Source organism: Nocardioides sp. Root190 (assembly GCF_001428565.1).
Taxonomy (GTDB): domain Bacteria; phylum Actinomycetota; class Actinomycetes; order Propionibacteriales; family Nocardioidaceae; genus Nocardioides.
The window spans coordinates 245177-261237 of record NZ_LMIA01000012.1 but is presented as its reverse complement, the minus strand read 5'-3'; the positions used below and the strand labels follow the sequence as shown (position 1 = coordinate 261237).

19 protein-coding genes are annotated in these 16061 nt (G+C 65.0%); 10 read left to right on the top strand and 9 right to left on the bottom strand.

The annotated features are described in order from the left end of the window. The first annotated feature begins 45 nt into the window (after window positions 1-45). From ASE01_RS19675 to ASE01_RS19655, 5 genes are read left to right on the top strand one after another with little or no spacing between them, the layout of a single operon-like run. Window positions 46-1677 (top strand): acyl-CoA synthetase, encoded by a 1632-nt coding sequence (locus tag ASE01_RS19675; RefSeq protein ID WP_056756429.1) that lies wholly within the window; start codon window positions 46-48, stop codon window positions 1675-1677. After that, the gene (locus ASE01_RS19670; RefSeq protein ID WP_056756426.1) at window positions 1677-2783 is read left to right on the top strand and encodes an NAD(P)H-dependent flavin oxidoreductase; all 1107 of its coding nucleotides are present in this window, start codon (window positions 1677-1679) and stop codon (window positions 2781-2783) included. Before ASE01_RS19675 ends, ASE01_RS19670 begins: the two co-directional genes overlap by 1 nt. A 25-nt stretch (window positions 2784-2808) precedes the next feature. Continuing rightward, on the top strand, window positions 2809-4245 hold the full coding sequence (locus tag ASE01_RS19665; RefSeq protein WP_056756424.1) for an LVIVD repeat-containing protein: 1437 nt from the start codon (window positions 2809-2811) through the stop codon (window positions 4243-4245). A gap of 30 nt (window positions 4246-4275) precedes the next feature. Beyond that, window positions 4276-4929 carry an SDR family oxidoreductase gene (locus tag ASE01_RS19660; RefSeq protein WP_056756421.1) on the top strand — a complete coding sequence of 218 codons (654 nt, stop codon included), beginning with the start codon at window positions 4276-4278 and terminating at the stop codon, window positions 4927-4929. Window positions 4930-4977: 48 nt separating this feature from the next. After that, complete coding sequence (locus ASE01_RS19655) at window positions 4978-5361, top strand: hypothetical protein (protein ID WP_056756417.1); 384 nt, start codon at window positions 4978-4980, stop codon at window positions 5359-5361. Between the two features lie 91 nt (window positions 5362-5452). Here the strand turns inward: ASE01_RS19655 and ASE01_RS19650 are convergent, their stop codons facing one another. The 4 genes from ASE01_RS19650 to ASE01_RS24560 all read right to left on the bottom strand — a co-directional run bounded on the left by ASE01_RS19650 (window position 5453) and on the right by ASE01_RS24560 (window position 9209). Continuing rightward, window positions 5453-5770 carry a hypothetical protein gene (locus tag ASE01_RS19650; RefSeq protein WP_056756413.1) on the bottom strand — a complete coding sequence of 106 codons (318 nt, stop codon included), beginning with the start codon at window positions 5768-5770 and terminating at the stop codon, window positions 5453-5455. A 40-nt stretch (window positions 5771-5810) separates the two neighbouring features. Further along, window positions 5811-7103: a hypothetical protein gene (locus ASE01_RS19645; RefSeq protein WP_157537600.1), complete on the bottom strand. Its 1293-nt coding sequence runs from the start codon at window positions 7101-7103 to the stop codon at window positions 5811-5813. A gap of 159 nt (window positions 7104-7262) precedes the next feature. Next, window positions 7263-8414, bottom strand: coding sequence for a hypothetical protein (locus ASE01_RS19640; protein ID WP_157537598.1), 1152 nt, complete (start codon window positions 8412-8414; stop codon window positions 7263-7265). A 156-nt stretch (window positions 8415-8570) separates the two neighbouring features. Beyond that, window positions 8571-9209: a tetratricopeptide repeat protein gene (locus ASE01_RS24560; RefSeq protein WP_157537596.1), complete on the bottom strand. Its 639-nt coding sequence runs from the start codon at window positions 9207-9209 to the stop codon at window positions 8571-8573. Between the two features lie 186 nt (window positions 9210-9395). Between ASE01_RS24560 and ASE01_RS19635 the strand changes: the two genes are divergently transcribed. The 3 genes from ASE01_RS19635 (at window position 9396) to ASE01_RS19620 (ending at window position 11742) form a co-directional block, all read left to right on the top strand. Continuing rightward, a complete protein-coding gene (locus ASE01_RS19635) occupies window positions 9396-9758 on the top strand; it encodes a hypothetical protein (protein ID WP_056756405.1) in 363 nt (120 codons plus the stop codon). A gap of 463 nt (window positions 9759-10221) precedes the next feature. Beyond that, the gene (locus ASE01_RS19625; RefSeq protein ID WP_056756400.1) at window positions 10222-11151 is read left to right on the top strand and encodes a hypothetical protein; all 930 of its coding nucleotides are present in this window, start codon (window positions 10222-10224) and stop codon (window positions 11149-11151) included. Between the two features lie 186 nt (window positions 11152-11337). Continuing rightward, window positions 11338-11742: a hypothetical protein gene (locus ASE01_RS19620; protein ID WP_056756397.1), complete on the top strand. Its 405-nt coding sequence runs from the start codon at window positions 11338-11340 to the stop codon at window positions 11740-11742. Window positions 11743-11810: 68 nt separating this feature from the next. On the opposite strand, the gene ASE01_RS19615 is transcribed toward ASE01_RS19620, so the two are convergent. Beyond that, window positions 11811-12029 carry a hypothetical protein gene (locus ASE01_RS19615; RefSeq protein ID WP_157537594.1) on the bottom strand — a complete coding sequence of 73 codons (219 nt, stop codon included), beginning with the start codon at window positions 12027-12029 and terminating at the stop codon, window positions 11811-11813. A gap of 94 nt (window positions 12030-12123) precedes the next feature. Continuing rightward, complete coding sequence (locus ASE01_RS24555) at window positions 12124-12585, bottom strand: hypothetical protein (RefSeq protein WP_157537592.1); 462 nt, start codon at window positions 12583-12585, stop codon at window positions 12124-12126. A gap of 208 nt (window positions 12586-12793) precedes the next feature. On the opposite strand from ASE01_RS24555, the gene ASE01_RS19610 reads away from it, so the two are divergent. Beyond that, complete coding sequence (locus ASE01_RS19610; protein ID WP_157537590.1) at window positions 12794-13501, top strand: hypothetical protein; 708 nt, start codon at window positions 12794-12796, stop codon at window positions 13499-13501. Window positions 13502-13610: 109 nt separating this feature from the next. Beyond that, window positions 13611-13946, top strand: a complete 336-nt coding sequence (locus ASE01_RS19605; RefSeq protein WP_157537588.1) for a hypothetical protein — start codon at window positions 13611-13613, stop codon at window positions 13944-13946. Window positions 13947-14004: 58 nt separating this feature from the next. Here the strand turns inward: ASE01_RS19605 and ASE01_RS19600 are convergent, their stop codons facing one another. The 3 genes from ASE01_RS19600 to ASE01_RS24550 form a co-directional block, all read right to left on the bottom strand. After that, on the bottom strand, window positions 14005-14379 hold the full coding sequence (locus ASE01_RS19600; RefSeq protein ID WP_056756384.1) for a hypothetical protein: 375 nt from the start codon (window positions 14377-14379) through the stop codon (window positions 14005-14007). Between the two features lie 83 nt (window positions 14380-14462). Next, the gene (locus ASE01_RS19595) at window positions 14463-14717 is read right to left on the bottom strand and encodes a hypothetical protein (protein ID WP_157537585.1); all 255 of its coding nucleotides are present in this window, start codon (window positions 14715-14717) and stop codon (window positions 14463-14465) included. An 800-nt stretch (window positions 14718-15517) separates the two neighbouring features. Then, window positions 15518-15796 (bottom strand): hypothetical protein, encoded by a 279-nt coding sequence (locus ASE01_RS24550; protein ID WP_157537583.1) that lies wholly within the window; start codon window positions 15794-15796, stop codon window positions 15518-15520. Window positions 15797-16061: the final 265 nt, after the last annotated feature.

Here is a 16061-nt window from a genome sequence, read left to right as displayed (position 1 = left end):
GAACCACGCTAGCGAAAAAGTGAAACGTGTTCTAGTCTCGGCTCCGTGGCCTTGAACATCGCCGATCTCTTCGAACACGCCGTCGACGCCGTCCCGGACAAGCCTGCCGTGCAGGTGGGGGACCGCGTCATCACCTTCGCCGAGCTGGAATCGGAGTCCAACAAGCTCGCGCACTACCTGCAGGCACAAGGCATCGGCAAGGGAGACCACGTCGGTCTCTATGCCAAGAACAGCATCGAGCACGTGATCGCCCTGATCGCGATCCTCAAGGTGCGCGCCGTGTCGATCAACGTCAACTTCCGCTACGTCGCCGGCGAGCTCGAGTACCTCTTCGACAACGCCGACCTGGTGGGTCTGGTCCACGACCGCGTCTACGCCGACCTGGTCGCCGAGGTGCTGCCCAAGGTCAGCGCGATGAAGGCCGTCGTCGCCGTGTCGAACCCGCTCGAGCCCGACGACGCGAGCGACCTGTCCGCCTACGGTGGCGTGACGCTCGAGGAGGCCGTCGCCGGCCAGTCCGACGCCCGTGACTTCGGTGAGCGCAGCCCTGACGACATCCACATCATCTACACCGGCGGCACCACCGGCTTCCCGAAGGGCGTCATGTGGCGCCACGAGGACTTCTGGCGGGTGCTCGGCGGCGGCATCGACTTCATGAGCGGCGAGCCGCTCGAGGAGTTCGACCAGTCGAAGAAGGCCCTCGAGGCCGGGCTGGTCACACTCCCGCTCAGCCCCCTGATGCACGGTGGCGCCCAGGCATCCCTGCTCATGCACCTGTTCGCCGGCCAGGTCACCATCCTCGAGCCGAAGTTCGACCCCGTCCGCACGTGGGACCTCGTCGACAAGCACGGCGTCCAGATGATGTTCATGACCGGTGACGCCATGGCCGTCCCGCTCATCGACGCCTACGAGGCCGGTGGGTACGACGGCCAGACACTGTTCGCCATCGCCTCCAGCGCCGCGATCTTCTCCAAGTCGGTGAAGGAGCGCTGGATGAAGCACTTCCCGAACGCCGTCTTCACCGACTCCATCGGCTCCTCGGAGACCGGCTTCCAGGGCACCGGCCTGCAGGACGCCAGCGCACTGTCCACCGACGGCCCGGTCGTGTCGATCCCGTCGACCACCGTCATCCTCGGCGACGACAACCAGGTCCTCGACCCGGTCGCGGACGTCGGCAAGGTCGGCCGCACTGCTCGCTCGGGCAACGTTCCGGTCGGCTACTACAAGGACCCCGAGAAGTCCGCGAAGACCTTCATCGAGATCGACGGCGTCCGCTACTCCATCCCCGGCGACAACGCTCGGATCGAGGAGGGCAACCGGATCACGCTGCTCGGCCGCGGCTCCAACTGCATCAACACCGGCGGCGAGAAGGTCTACCCGGAAGAGGTGGAGCAGGCCATCAAGGCCCACCCCGGCGTGTACGACGCCCTCGTCGTCGGACTGCCTGACGAGAAGTACGGCCAGGCCGTGGCCGCCGTCGTCGAGCAGCGCCCGGGCCAGGTCGTCGAGCTGGAGGAGCTGCGCACCTTCCTGCGGGCGCACCTGTCCGGCTACAAGCTGCCGCGCGCCCTCACCATCGTCCCGGAGGTCCCGCGCAATGCCACCGGCAAGGCGCAGTACCCCAAGGCCAAGGAGCTCGCACTCGCCGAGCGCACGACCGTAGGAGCGAACCTCTGATGCGTACCCCCCTCTGCGAGGCGTTCGGGATCGACTACCCGATCTTCGCCTTCACCCCGTCCGAGCACGTCGCTGCGGCGGTGTCCCGCGCCGGCGGACTGGGCGTCCTCGGCTGTGTCCGGTTCAACGACCCGGACGAGCTCGACCGGGTTCTCACGTGGATGGATGAGAACACCGACGGCAAGCCGTACGGCGTCGACGTGGTCATGCCGATGAAGGTGCCGACCGAGGGCACCTCGGCCGACCTGTCGTCGTACATCCCGGACGAGCACAAGAGGTTCGTCGATGAGACGCTCCTCAAGCTCGGCGTCCCGCCGCTCCCGGAGGGCGAGGGCCGTGAGGGCGTGCTCGGCTGGCTGCACTCGATGGCCCGCTCGCACGTCGACGTCGCCCTGCAGCACCGGCCGGTCCTGATCGCCAACGCGCTGGGCACCCCGCCGAAGGACGTGATCGCCGAGTGCCAGGCCGCAGGCCTCAAGGTCGCCGCCCTCGCCGGTGCTCCCAAGCACGCCCAGAGCCACGTCGCCAACGGCGTGGACATCATCATCGCGCAGGGCTACGAGGCCGGCGGCCACACCGGCGAGATCGCCAGCATGGTGCTCACCCCCGACATCGTCGACGCGGTCGGCCCGGACGTCCCGGTGCTCGGCGCCGGCGGCATCGGCTCGGGACGCCAGATCGCGGCGTCCCTGGGCCTCGGTGCGCAGGGTGTCTGGACCGGCTCGATCTGGCTCGGCACCGAGGAGTACCGCAACCTCGCCTCGAACCAGGGCTGGGAGACCGCCTTCCTGCGGGCGACCTCGTCCGACACGGTCCGGACCCGGATCTACACCGGCAAGCCGGCTCGCCTGCTCAAGACAAAGTGGACCGAGGCCTGGACCGAGGAGGACGCCCCGGCCCCGCTCCCGATGCCGCTGCAGAACCTCCTGGTCGCTGACGCCCACAGCCGGATCAATGCTTCCGGCGATCCCGACGTGATCTCCATGCCGATCGGCCAGATCGTCGGCAGGATGAACGAGGTCCGGCCCGTCGCCGAGGTGATGGCAGACCTGGTCTCCGAGTTCGAGGACACAGTCAAGAAGCTGAGCGGCATCGCCGGAATCTGAGTCGTCCGAAGGAAGGTTGGGGCACATGGGGGCTCTGCAACGCAGGATCGGTCTGGCCGTCGTCACGGCAGGGATGGTCGTCGGAGGCGCGTTCGTCGCGACCGCAGAGGACCCCGTCCCGCCGCAGGCGGTGCCCGCGGCCGACTGCGGTCCGGGCTCCCGGCCCGAGACCACCTCGCTGCAGGGCCGGGTCCCGAAGGCCGACTTCGACTCCGGTCGCGCCCAGCTCGGCTACACCTGCAACACCGAGCAGGTGGGCCGCCACGGCACCACGGGCGGCTTCAAGACCCTGCGCTACACGGACTCCCAGGGGCACACCTGTGCCTTCTACGACTCCACCCGGATCATCGGGCTGGACGTGATCGGCAACCTGCTGAACGGCACCGGGCTGGGCGTGGTCGTCCTCGACATGACCAACCCTGCGCAGCCCCGCAAGACCGCCAACCTGATCACGCCCGCGATGCTCAGCCCGCACGAGTCGTTGCTGGTGAACCAGGAACGCGGACTGCTCGTCGGCGTGATGGGCACCCTCGCCACCGCGCCCGGCGTGCTCGACGTGTACGACGTCCGCACGGACTGCCGCAAGCCCAAGCTCCTCTCCACCACGCTGGCCGGCGTCTTCGGTCACGAGAGCGGGTTCTCTCCGGACGGTCAGACCTTCTGGACCGCTGGCGCCGCGGGCTTCACGATCACTGCCGTCGACCTCGCCGAGCCCCGCAGGCCGCGGGTGCTGATGGTGAAGAGCGGCGTGGTTGCCCACGGTCTGCGCTTCTCTGACGACGGCAACACGATGTACGTCGCCAACATGGGCATCCCGTCGAGCAAGGCGATCCTGGACGACCCGAGTCTCCAGATCTACGACGTCTCCCAGGTGCAGGCGAGGGCGAGGTCCCCGAAGGCAGCACTCCTCGGTGAGATCGACTGGCCCGGGATCTCCATCCCGCAGGTCGCCGAGCCCTTCCAGCGCGACGGTCGTTCCTACGTCCTCGAGGTCGACGAGTTCACCGACTGGTTCGGCGACGGGTTCACGGTCGACTTCAAGAACAGCCCTGTCGGCGCCGCGCGGATCATCGACGTCACGGACCCGGAGACGCCGGCCCTCGTGTCGGACATTCGGCTCGCCGTCCACCAGAAGGAGAACCGGACCAAGGAGGTCCTCTCGGACCCGGGCTCGGCGCTCCCGATCGGTGGCTACTCGGCGCACTACTGCTCGGTGCCCACCCGCGACGCTCCAGATCTCGCCGCCTGCTCGATGGTGGGTTCCGGACTTCGGATCTTCGACATCAGCGACGTCCAGCACCCTGTCGAGGTGGCCTACTTCAACAAGCCGTCGAAGGGCGGGGCGAGCGCGCTCTCCCAGCCCGCGTGGGATCCGGACAACGACACTGTCTGGTACACCGACGGCACCGGCGGCTTCTTCGTCGTCAAGCTCACCAACGGGGTCGAGGACCTGCTCGACTGAGCGGCACCGGGTCGGGCCTAGGCTGGCGGCATGACACGCAACGTGCTGATCGCCGGTGCCGGACCGGGCGTGAGTGGTTCGCTCGCTCGCCTGTACGCCGCGGACGGTGCCCAGGTCGGACTGCTGGGTGCGGACGACGGCGTACTCCAGACGCTCATCGGAGAGATCGAGTCGGCCGGCGGTCGAGCCCAGGGGCTCGTTGTCGACCTGACCGATGACGTGGCCACCCGCGCCGCCGTCACCCGGCTGGCGGAGCGCTTCGGCCACCTCGACGTCGTCCACTTCAACCCGTCGGCGTACCGGGAGAAGAACCCGCTCAGCCTGACGCCCGACGAGCTCCTGGAGGACGTCCGGCTCGGCGTCGGCGCCCTGCTGAGCCTGGTCCAGGCCGCGCGCCCGTTCCTGGGCTCCGGAGGCCGCGTCACCGCCACGGGCAGCATGGCCGCCGACCAGCCGTGGAACGGCGCCGCCTCCCTGGGTGTGCAGAAGGCCGGCCTGCAGAACCTGGTGCACAGCATCGACGCGACGCTGAAGGACGACGGCATCCGGGCCGTGTCGGTCACCGTCCGCGGGATGCTCGCCAAGGAAGGCCCGTTCGCCCCTGACAACGTCGCCCAGGCACTGCGCGCTGCGATCGACCAGGACGAGTCGGACTGGCGCACCGAGGTTCCGTACGAGGGCTGAGGTACGACAAGTCGGGAGCTCCTCGAGCCACCGACATAGGATCGGTTGATGCAGCACAGAGTCTGCCTGGCGAGCCTGTTCGTGGGTGCGTTCCTCGCCCTTGCCGTCGGCTTGTTGCTGTGGCTCGACAACCCGACGGTCGACATCACCGCGTCCGATCTCAACGACGAAGGACCGGCTGGCAAGGTCGAGTGCACCATCGCTCCGTGGGACGCGGCACTCAACAACAACAGCGATGGCCCAGGGGGCGATCATGCTGAGGCCTTTCGCGACGAGGTGGCCGAGAAGTGCTACGCCGCGAACAGCAGCAGGTCCAACGCCGCAGTCGCCAGTGGCGTGCTTGCCCTGCTCCTGTCATTGGCCGGAGGCTTGATGCTTCTCCTCGGCGCTGTTGGCGATCTCAGGTCACGCCGCAGGAATTTGAACGTCTAGCGAGGCATGGTTCGGAAGTGTCCTCGCGACTCGGCCGGGGCGAATCGCGGGTTGCCGCAGAGCGGCAGGTCCGGGGGAGCGTGCCGGTTCATCAGTCCCCGTAGGGTGAAACACCACCGCAATAGACCCTGTCGCCCCTTGTCGACCAGACCTCGAGGCCGACAAGGATGGCGAGCGCGAGGTACAGGACGACGACCAGCCAGGAGAGCACGTTCCACAAGTCGCTTCGAGCGCTGCCGAACATCCGCAGGACCGCGACGAAGCCCCCAAACAAAGTGCCAGGCGCCGCGAGCAGGAGCACGATGCCGCCGACGTAGTAGCTGGGATCGCTGTCGTCGTAGCAGCTGGCTTGCCAAGCTGACCAAGCGAAGGAAAAGGCGACCAGACCGAGGCACACGGCCAGGGACACGGCGACAGGGAGGTTCGAGGGCCTTCTGCGTCGCATCAAGTCAGTCAGCACCTTGGGACCATCCGGCGATGATGTCGGCGCGTTGCTGATCGCTGACATCGCCCTCAATGGCCACCTCACGCCAGTCAGGTCCCGCTGGTGTCAGGGTGATCTCGGGTCGGTCGTCTGTCCACGTGACAGTGGACGCTGCGCCAAGGGCAGCGAGCGCTTCGGCTGCGTCGCCATAGGTCACACCAGGCCTCGCAACGACGTCCACTTGTGCGGTACGACCGCTACCTCGTGTGGTCACTGAGAAGCGCGACCATTCGTCTTGCTCTGACAGTGCGCTCGCGGTGTAGAGGTGGAAGTTGACGCCGGCAAGCTTTCCGAAGTCGCTACCACCGTCGAGTACGAAACGAACCGCGATCGGCCGATGAACGGGATCGATGCCGGTGCCGAAGTAACCCTCAAGCGTCAGGGCTTCCTCCATGTTTGCGGCGCCGATGTGCAGCTCGTCGCCCTCGATGCGAGCGAACCGGAAGTACTCGTCGTGGCGGATCTTGTTCACCACGCGGCGGGCAGTTTCGCGCAAGCGCCCTGCGGCGTCGGACAGGTCGACGGACTCCGTCACCACTCGCACGCGACCGACGGATTCAGCCGATGGTGTGCGCCGGACGATCTGACGCACCGCGATCTTCTCGGCATCGGATCGAACTCGCAGTTCGAGCTGGCTGCGGCTGATCTGGACACCAACCAGGGGTTGGTTCCGATCGACCTTCTCGGCAACTGCAACCTTCGCTCTCAGCGACTCGTCTGATCCCTTGTCGCGGGCGATGAGGAAGCCGTCCGCTTGGACGATCAAGGTCGCGCGGGACATGGAGTCGGTGGTCGCAGCTAGTTCGTCCCAGTATCTCGTCACCATCGCGTCGACCCTGTTCAGGCCGCCGGCGCGCATATCGATACGGGCGTCAAGGTCCTCGGCGGAGACCTCGAGCTCGATTCCTTCGACGTCGGGCTCCTTTGCGACGGCCAGAAGCGTTGCCACGGACTCCGTGGTCCGGGTGGCTGTCTGCCCGATGGACAGCGACGAGGACGCGAGCCCTTCGAGGGTGACGGTCACGAGCTGTACGGATTGGCCAGCTCGCTCCTCGTCGTACTCGGCGAGCACGCTCTCGATCTGCTCGGCGGTGGCGTCATCGCGCATCGTCACCGCGACGAGCTTGGCTGGCCGCCCCAGATCGTCGCCATCAGCCTCGGTGACCTTGACGTCGACGACGCCCGGCATGCCCTTCACGTCGTCGGCCAGGCCCGAACACGCAGTGACGGTCCAGAACAGACAGATCGCCACACTCACTGACGCCAGCCGACGCCAGGCACGCGGCAGAGGGTCTCTCACTCGCGAACCTTAACCAGGCACATCCCCGGGCGTCCGGCGATCGCAGCGGCGTCTGCGTGCAGTCCCCGACAACGCTCGCGCCTCGGCAAGGCCGGGCAGCAGGTGGATTGGCGGGCGTTACTGCTTCGCGACTCCGAACTCGAGGTGGTCGGCAATCGCGAGCTGCAATGAGAGCCAGTCCCGCATGTCATCGATCCACTCGACGGGGATGCCTTCGAACCGATACCTGATCTCTGTCCATGGTTGGCCTTCGGAGTCGTTCGATTGGGAGAGCCTCATGGTCACGGTCGCATTTTCGGCAAGGACCGGAATCCACTGCTCGTAGGGGATGTAGGGCGTGCCTGGTGAGGGGTGAGCGAGCCAGTTCCATTGTCGAACCGCGTGCCCGGGCTTCTCGACCTCGACGAAGGAGTACTGGATGACGCCGGTCGCGCCTGACAACTGGTCGGCGTGTCCACCGGACTCGGCCCACTGCAACCGCCCGGGTTCTTCGGTCGGGTAACCGCCCCAGGTCCAACTCGACTCTGCAGTGACAAACTGACTCCACGAGGTCAGGCGTGCACAGGTGAGGAACAGACGCCGTCGGGTGCCGCGGACCGTACGGTCAACCTCCACCGAGCAGGTCTGACCACTGAGGGTGCGGGCCCCCGGGGCCCGGTCGACGTCGCGACCAATTCGGATCGAGGCCGCCAGACCGGGCTCGACCTCCGGAAGGGCCAAGGGCCTTGGGTTGTCATCGTTGTGCCGCGAGAATGCACTCGTCAGACGCAGGACCGCCGCCGGTTGGCTATTGGGCTCTGGCCAGGCTTCCAAGAGGTAGAACTCGACAGGTTCCGGTGAGTCCAGGTCCTGGTCGTCATCGTCCAGTTCCGCTTCGGGGTCCTGCTCGAGAAGACGTCCGCGGACGCTGAATCGAAGTCGATACCTGCCCGGTTCGTCGATCAGCTCGACCCACGGATCATTCTCGACCAGGTCCGTGACGCCTACCGGGCCCGAACATCTGAGGCTGAGCTCAACAACGTCTTCCCACTCACTGTCAGGCTCGCCAGGCGCGGCGTCCAACAGTCGCGACGTGACCAGCGCAGTCGCGAAACCATTGCCTGCTCTGATCCAGAACTCACCTTCGGCGAGCAGGTCGTCACTCAGTTGGACCAGGGTGTTGTCGGACCAGTCCCACGCGGCAGCTTCAAGAGGGCCTTGTTCCAAGGATCGCACCGCGAGCACCTGCTCGCTGGTGTCCATCACCGCTTGACGCTCCAGCACGTTCAACCTCCGAACCCCATTGCGCGGAGTACCTCACCCGCTGCAACATCGTCCCGCACCACACCAGAAGAACGGTGACGACGCACCCGAGGTGAAGTGTCCACGCGCAAGCCAAGCCCCGACATCGGCAGGGTCGGGCGGTTGACCCACCAGACGAAAGGACTACTGGCGACTCGCCATCTGATTCAATCGTTTGAGTGTCCGTCGGTCGGCTCTTACGACGCCAAGCTCCTTGTGACGCGGAAACGGAGCAGAGGCGTCGACCAATGCCAAGGCACGGATCGCGGCTTGACGGGCTTCTTGTCGATCGCCGGCTGCGTCAAGGACCTCCGCCAGTGCAGCGTTGCACCGGAAGTGCGCACTGGGCATGGGCATGTCCGCCATTTTCGGCCAGTCCATTAGCAGCCTCTTTGCTTCGGCCAGATCCTTCGGAAGACCCCGTTGGTGAAGCAGTTCAGCGAGTTTGATCGGTTGCGTTGCCGTGGTCATGTTCAGAGAATTGTTGCGCTTCATCGAACGTCGGTAGAACGTGATCGCGAGGTCAGGATCGTGATCCACATATGAGTCGCCCAGGTGCTCGGCTGCTGCCCATGCGTCCATCTCAGCGAACTCGCCATCCTCGTCGAATACGCGACGCCATAACTCTCGCGCTCCCGCCAACTCGCCTGCCTCTTTGAGGACCAAGCCCTTGATTCGCAGGTACTGCGCCCGGTTGAAAGAACGCGCCTTTCTCAACCGACGTTCAAACTCGGCGCGAGCCTCCTCGTCCCAATCCGGAAGCCGGTACCACTCGTCGGTCACACAGCCAGTCTCGCACCCGCGCCACCCCTCCGGCTGAGAACCTCGGCGTGAATGCTCTGTGCGCTCGAGCGCTCATCGGCGCGACGGCGGTGTGCGCGGCATTGTCGGGCGCAGCTTCAGCAGCATCGCGATCGGCGCGTGCGTCTGGCGGACCGGCGGTTCACCCCAACTCCCTAAGGTGGTGGCGTGGCCAAGAAGCCGAGCACGAAATCCTGGTACGGGGTCCGGTGTGTTTTCGCCGCGGCGCACGACAAGCCTTGGGGTCCCCGCGACTTGCAGCCACAGGAGCGTTTCTACGAAGAGAGGGTCACGCTCTGGCACGCGAAGTCCTTCAAGAAGGCCATCGCACTTGCCGAGGTGGAAGCTCGCATTTACGCGGAGAACCTCGAATGTGAATACACGGGACTGGCCCAGGCGTTCAGGTTCGACGACAAGCCGAAGCAGGGGACCGAAGTCTTCTCCCTGTTGAGGCGAAGCACCCTCGATGCGCCTGAGTACCTCGATCACTTCTTCGACACCGGCGCCGAGGTTGGACGCGCGAGCAGGTGATCTAGCGTCTTTTTCGCGGACGTCATCCGTCGGGGCGAGTGCTCGCCCGACTGCCACACCCGATGGGCCTTGCCAGAAATCATCGCGGCATGACATGGCACTGGCGGATCTGGCGTCAGCACCGGACACTGGGTTGATGCTGATCGCCTTGGCCATTGCAATTCTCGGTTCCGGGGCACTGGTCGCCTTGACCATGATCGGTCAGCGGAGTAGGGGGTCCGGCTTGATGATTGCGGCCTTGGCGGGATTGGCCTTCCCGGTCGCATGGACCGCCTGGTATCTGCAGGACGGACATCCCTTTCGATCAGCGCCCCGGGTCTGAACTGGACGTGCAGGATCGTGAGCGGGTGTGCTCACAGCGGCATGGTCGGGCGTTCCGTCCCGACAGCGGCATGGGCGTGCAGATTCGGCCGGGATCCCAAAGGGCATGATTGCCGTGGGTCCCTGCTGCCAGACTTGAGGGATGACGGAGTCTGGCCTACGTTCACTCGCCCAGCGCGTCGCGGAGATGTTTCCCGTCGGTCACCCTGTCCCCGGCTTCAGCCAGGGTGTTGTTCTTGATGTGCGACACGATCCCGACGAAGTGGTTCCGCTTGTCCGTTGGGGCGGCGACGAACGGGTTTACGGCATTCCGATCAGATTGGTCGACCCGCGTCGCGAGTTCTACTACAAGCGTCCGGTCGAGAGTGATGACGAGTGGCTCGATTCAATCGGGCTCGGTGTCATGGTCATGCTCGACACGGGCTTCCGTGCGCGCGCACGGCGGCGCCAAGTCGGCGACTACATCGAGCTCCGCGACCTAGGCGGGTGGCCGAACGACGACCGCTTCTATCTGTCCTCGTTCGAAGAAAACTTCGATGAAGGACGAGCGAATTGTCTTCGGCACGACGGGCTCGATCCTAAACCTGCCTTGGAGTGTCTGAAATCTGGAACCCAGATTGCATGGTTGGTCGCCTACGAGAACAACTCGACCGGCGCGCCCGATGTCGGTCAAGCCGTCATTTCTAAAGACCCGAGTGGCGATGCGCGTCTCGAGTTTCTCGAGGTAGCACCTAGTGTCCCGGAATCAGTGATGCTTGACTTGGCCTACTTCGCCGCTCACACTGCTGCGGAAAAGGGCGCCACGGTGGTCGTGACCGATCTGGACAACCCACTTCTGGGGGTCGCAGGGTTCGAGTCGTGCGAAGGCCAGCAGGTCCTCGACACGTCGTTTCTGCGGGCGGATCCTGACAGGGCCAGGGCGCTGCTCGCTCGATCACTCGCCGATGGGGGCATGTGGGGTGGTGATCGAGATGCCGCCGGTCGGTACCTTCCTAGCTCGCGGCTCGGGCGCCTTGCTTACCTCCTGATGCGGGGGCCTAGCGGCCGACGCCCACGCAAGTGGGCTGGGTGATTCCAGCGGCAGAGTCGGGCGTCCCGCTCTTTACAGCGGCATGGTCGGGCGTACCGCCCCGACAGCGGCATGGTCGGCTTGCCTGCCTCCCAGTGATCCCCGCGGGAACGCAACCTCTGGAACCTGACCCCGGGCCGCTTCGTTGAGTCGTTACCAAAGAGTTGTTCTCAGAGCGAGGTGCGTGAGGTGGACGGTTTCGCAGCCTCCAGCGCGGGCTGCTGGTTCGACGTGCGCGCGCTCTACCAGGAGACCAACTGGACTTGGACGGTCTGGACGGGCATCAAGACCACCTTCCTCATGTTCGCCACCCTCGGCCTAAGTCTGCTTTGGTACGAAGAGAAGCGCTTCTGCGACGTCGTCCTGTTTCGACGAGACAACCGCACCGCAGTGCTCCGCTTCGACTACGACAAGGTCGAAGACGCCACCATTCACTTGAGCTCGCTGCGCGAGAGGCTCGCAACCGAGCACGTGTATGACTTCTGCCGCGAGCTTGGGATCGGCACCGAGCACGTAGTTGGGCCGGGATTGCCCATGGAGGAGGACACCGCCGTCGAATGGATCCCGACTCCCGCTCCGAGTCGACATTCTTGATTCACACGCTCTAACGAGCTCGGCCGGCCCCGAAAGATGCCCGCCCGACAGCGGCATGAGCGAGCGGGTCAGCCCTCCGCTTCGGCCACTCGCCAGGCAATCAGTCGGTCCGTGACATCTCGACGCCAGTCGATCGGCTCGCTGCGCTCCTCAGCCGCTTCGATGTACTCGGCCAGTCGCTGGAACAGGCCTTCGGCGGTGACTCCTTGCCATCGGTCGGGATGGTCATAAGCGTCGTCGCGGAGATCCCAGAAGTTGTCCACAAGTCGTCGCTCGCCGCTTCCCATTGCAGGACTGTACGTCGACGACAGGCGGACGCCCATCGACACGACCGCGCGTGGATCGCGGCACGAGCGGGCGGCTGGGCCTTCGAGGCTGACCCTATTCAGCGAATCGCGCCGTGGCGCTCCAGGTGTCCGCGTCAACCAGTCGCCAGGACGCTTCAACCTGACGCTCGGTAGAGGTCTCAACCACTCGAACGACCGCCAACTGAGCTTCACTTGGAGAGGCATCAACAGAGACAGGCAGGCGCGTCCCGTCAAACCGCCCGTCGCCATCGATGCTGAAGGCCCACGGCAGGTTGTTGTCAGCCGCGTAAGCGGCGATGCCCTCGGTGGGCTCGCGGCCGGGACCGACAGCATGCGAACCGACCCGCCAAAGCGTGAGCGACGAGAGAGATTCGAGTTGGCCGATCGCCATTCGGTCGAATTCACTAACCACGGAGTCTTCTCCTCCATCATGTTCCGAGTGGGCGTCGTCTGCTCGGTCACCCGGTGAAGTGCAGCCGATAACGCCGATCAGGACACTTCCGATCACAAGCAGTGCGATGGCCCGGCGCCCCATAGGGGCCATCCTGTCATCTCGCGGGGAGGTCCGCCTCAGACTGAATGGCCATTCGAGTTCTATCCCAAGCATTCGCACAGCCCTGTAGCACGCGCGGACGGCGGCATGGTCGGGCGTGGATAGCTGGGCCGGGTCGTAGTCTCGGGCAATGTCCCCTTCGAGCTCTTCCAGACTGAGCCAGAGTCAGCACACGTTGACGGACTCTGTCTTGGTTGAACGTCTGCCGATCGGGAACGCGATCGAGACGGGCAAGACCTTCGTCTTGTTCGTGTTCAGCCCTGCTCCCGGCCGTGAGTTTCGGTTTTCGGAAAGAGGTCCGTCGCCGTGGCGTTCGGTCGGTATCGACGCGCGAGCAGGTGTGGCTGACATCGTCAGCGGGGGCGGGGGTGCTTCAGAAAGCAGCGCCGAGTGGACTGTTCAGCTTCGCCTCGCGAAACCCTGCGAGCTGGAGTTCACCTACAGCGGGGACGGTGGGACTTTGGTGCGGGAGTCGGTCTTCGTAGATCCGGCCGCCACAGAGGGCCAGCACCGAGTGGACTTGCCGGACGGATCAGTCATCGAGCGGCTTCCGATCGGCGTCGCCGGCGGTGCTTACTGGTTGCGATTCGTTCGCACCAGAATCCCTGACTCGGAGATCGAGCGCTACGAGGCTTACGACGAAGAGGTCGACGCAGCCCTGGAAGAAGGCGATGATCAACCTGACATCGACGAACCCTGGCCACCGCCGTTAGAGCGGTTCATCACGCTCCGCTCGGAAGAGCGGCAACTGCGTCCTCAGAACGGCGGATATACCGGGGGCGGACGCGAGCAGCACTTCGAGGTGGCCGTGTCCACCGACCAGGTCACCTCGGATTTGGAGATCATTTATCGCTTCGACAGTGGTGACGTTCTCGTGAGCGAGCGCTTCGACCTTTGACGAGGTGGTGCAGCCAGGAAGCGTCCCAGTCCGACAGCGGCATGAGCGCTCACCTCCGGGGACGTGCAAGCATCACCATGTGCGCGGTGATCGAATGACGATTCGGCTCATGACCGACGACGTAAGCGGCGTGGCTCTCTGGCTCGACTTCGGTCAGGACGACCCAGGCTCCAAGTTCGAGTACCTCTTCCTGTCGGAACGCGAACCGGAGGACCTCCTGCCGATCACGCCCGCACTGCGTCACCGCATCCGCGGCTGGGTAGACGAGTACACGGCGTCGATCAGTGATCGCATGGGTTTCAAGGATCTGGATCACGATCGGCGTGGATACGCGCTCAGTCAGGAACTGCAGACCGAACTCGGCCTTGACCAGTTCAAGGTCAAGTACATCTTTAACACTGACGGGGTTCATCGAGAAGTGAAAGCCTCCCGCTTGAACCAATGAGGTCGAGCGCCCCAATGCTCGGCGCAATCGCGCCCTGACAGCGGCATGGTCGGGCGGTTCAGGCCAGCGCGACTCGCGCTGAGTCGATCTGGTCGGCGGGCCAGACCGTGTCCGCGGAGTCCACGATCCACACCGGGGAGGTGAGCCCTTCGGCTAGGACCCTGCCGACCTCGGCGACCCACTCATGGGAGCGGCTCTCGAAGATGAGGAGTGAGGACGTCCGCGGGTCCGGCATTCCGCTCGTTGCGGCATCCCAGTCGTCCCATTCCACCGGGTGAGTCTCTACGGGGTAGATGTTCGTCAGGGGTGCCAGCGAGCCGTCGCAGTGCACCGTGTTGCCAGCGTCGACGAAGCGGGGGTCCGTCGCCAGGAGGGCACGCACGTTGTCGAACAGGTCCGGATCGCTGCTGAGGACTACGACGCTCCGAGGCATGTACGCAGGCTAGCGAGATAAACGCTCAGCGGTAGGACCGCGCGCCCATCGGCAGAGTCGCGCACGCATCGGACTCGGGGCGCTCAAAATTCACTGCATTGGGCCAACACACTCATCATCTCCCCGTCGCCGACGTTCGCGGCGATCGGTTCCCCGACGAAACCGTAAATCAACTCATCTGCCTGTTCCGACTTGTCCGGAAAGGTTGCGATGAACACTCGGCCGTCATCACACTGCCGTTCGTCAGCCGGGGCAAACTCGCCGGTGCTGGTCTCGCAACCCGCGAGGGCCGCGGGCATTCGCAGCCCCACAAGTTCGGCGCACAGAGGAGTGTTCACGTCCGAAGCATCGGTTCCCGTGGGCTTGACGTCCGACGCTGTTTGACCCGTCCCACAAGCGCTTAGCAGAGCTGCTCCGAAAGTCGTGATGCAAACCATGAAAAGCCGCACGCGGATCATGGGAGTGCATTCTTCCGCATGGTCCTGCCTTCAGTTGTGAACGCACCCAACTCGGCACAATCGAGCGAACCGCGGCATGGTCGGGCGTTCCGCTCCGACAGCGGCATGGTCGGGCGCTCCGTCCCGACATATGAGGTGGGACAGTTAGCGCGTGTCACGTGATCGATCTGCAACCTCAACTGGTTACACCCAAATCTTAAAGTGGATGGTGGTTGCGGCTCTGATCGCAGCCTTCTTTGCACCTTGGACTTGGGCCAAGGTCGTCGGCGCGATCTTGCTCGGATCGGCTCTGTTGGTCTCACTGGCTCGCGCTTGGCGGCGCTCGGAACAACCGCGGAAAGCTCGAATTTCACGGGCCGCGGCATTTGCGCAGGAGCTAGGCTTCACGGCTCCTGAACTAACGAAGATGGGACTTTTCATCTTCGGCGGCGCCGCAACGGCAGCGATGGCTTGGTGGATCTACGCGGTCGCGACAAATCAAGACAGCTGGCCATTCGATGCTCTCTCCGTGGTCTTGGTCGTCGCGGCCGGACTTTGCGGCATCGGGTGGCGACGCACCCGCGGGTGACGTTGCCGAGACCAAGACGCAGCGAAGGGTTGTCCCGACTCCACTCGACTGACCTGGCCGATCAGTTTCACACCGACAGCTGCAGATGAGGGCGTCACATGGTGCCTCGCGATCACGAGCCTGGAACCGGTGGTTGCGCGAGTTCGGCGGCGACGCTGCAGTCGGCGGTGTCATCCATGCGGGCGATGATGGGCATGCCGTCTGTCATTGGGATGGTCAGGACTGGCTGTTCGCCGCGGGTCAGGGCGTCGGCATAGTCCTCCCGTAGGTCGATCAGGTTCTCCCAGTCAGCGAGCCAGTCCTCTGCCGGGTGATCGCCGGCCAGCTTGTCGGTTCCGATCGAGCGGATGTCGTCAATCATTTCGGCGATCGCAGAGTTCTGGTTGCGCATCGCGGAAGCTATCGCGGTTGCTGAGTCGTTCGGCGACGGGGCTGAGGACCGAACTGACGCCTCCATTCGGCTGCAGGCGGCGTCGGCCGCCTCGGCGACGTCACGGTCGTCGAGCACCCCCAAGTGATCAGCGTCGGCGTAGCGAAAGAGCGTTACCGCCACGACGGCGCCAGCGCCCAGCAGCAGAGCAACCGTCAGTGCGATTGCGATTGGTACGGCGCGAGAGCGGGGCGGGTCCGGGCTGGGACGGAGCTGTGGCGCCGGG

What these genes read in the sequence shown, in the direction of transcription:
- ASE01_RS19670 (WP_056756426.1), top strand. Translation starts at nt 1,677, where the DNA reads ATGCGTACCCCCCTCTGCGAGGCGTTCGGGATCGACTACCCGATCTTC.
- ASE01_RS19665 (WP_056756424.1), top strand. Translation starts at nt 2,809, where the DNA reads ATGGGGGCTCTGCAACGCAGGATCGGTCTGGCCGTCGTCACGGCAGGG.
- ASE01_RS19660 (WP_056756421.1), top strand. Translation starts at nt 4,276, where the DNA reads ATGACACGCAACGTGCTGATCGCCGGTGCCGGACCGGGCGTGAGTGGT.
- ASE01_RS19655 (WP_056756417.1), top strand. Translation starts at nt 4,978, where the DNA reads ATGCAGCACAGAGTCTGCCTGGCGAGCCTGTTCGTGGGTGCGTTCCTC.
- ASE01_RS19625 (WP_056756400.1), top strand. Translation starts at nt 10,222, where the DNA reads ATGACGGAGTCTGGCCTACGTTCACTCGCCCAGCGCGTCGCGGAGATG.
- ASE01_RS19615 (WP_157537594.1), bottom strand. Translation starts at nt 12,029, where the DNA reads ATGGGAAGCGGCGAGCGACGACTTGTGGACAACTTCTGGGATCTCCGC.
- ASE01_RS24555 (WP_157537592.1), bottom strand. Translation starts at nt 12,585, where the DNA reads ATGGGGCGCCGGGCCATCGCACTGCTTGTGATCGGAAGTGTCCTGATC.
- ASE01_RS19605 (WP_157537588.1), top strand. Translation starts at nt 13,611, where the DNA reads ATGACCGACGACGTAAGCGGCGTGGCTCTCTGGCTCGACTTCGGTCAG.
- ASE01_RS19600 (WP_056756384.1), bottom strand. Translation starts at nt 14,379, where the DNA reads ATGCCTCGGAGCGTCGTAGTCCTCAGCAGCGATCCGGACCTGTTCGAC.
- ASE01_RS24550 (WP_157537583.1), bottom strand. Translation starts at nt 15,796, where the DNA reads ATGCGCAACCAGAACTCTGCGATCGCCGAAATGATTGACGACATCCGC.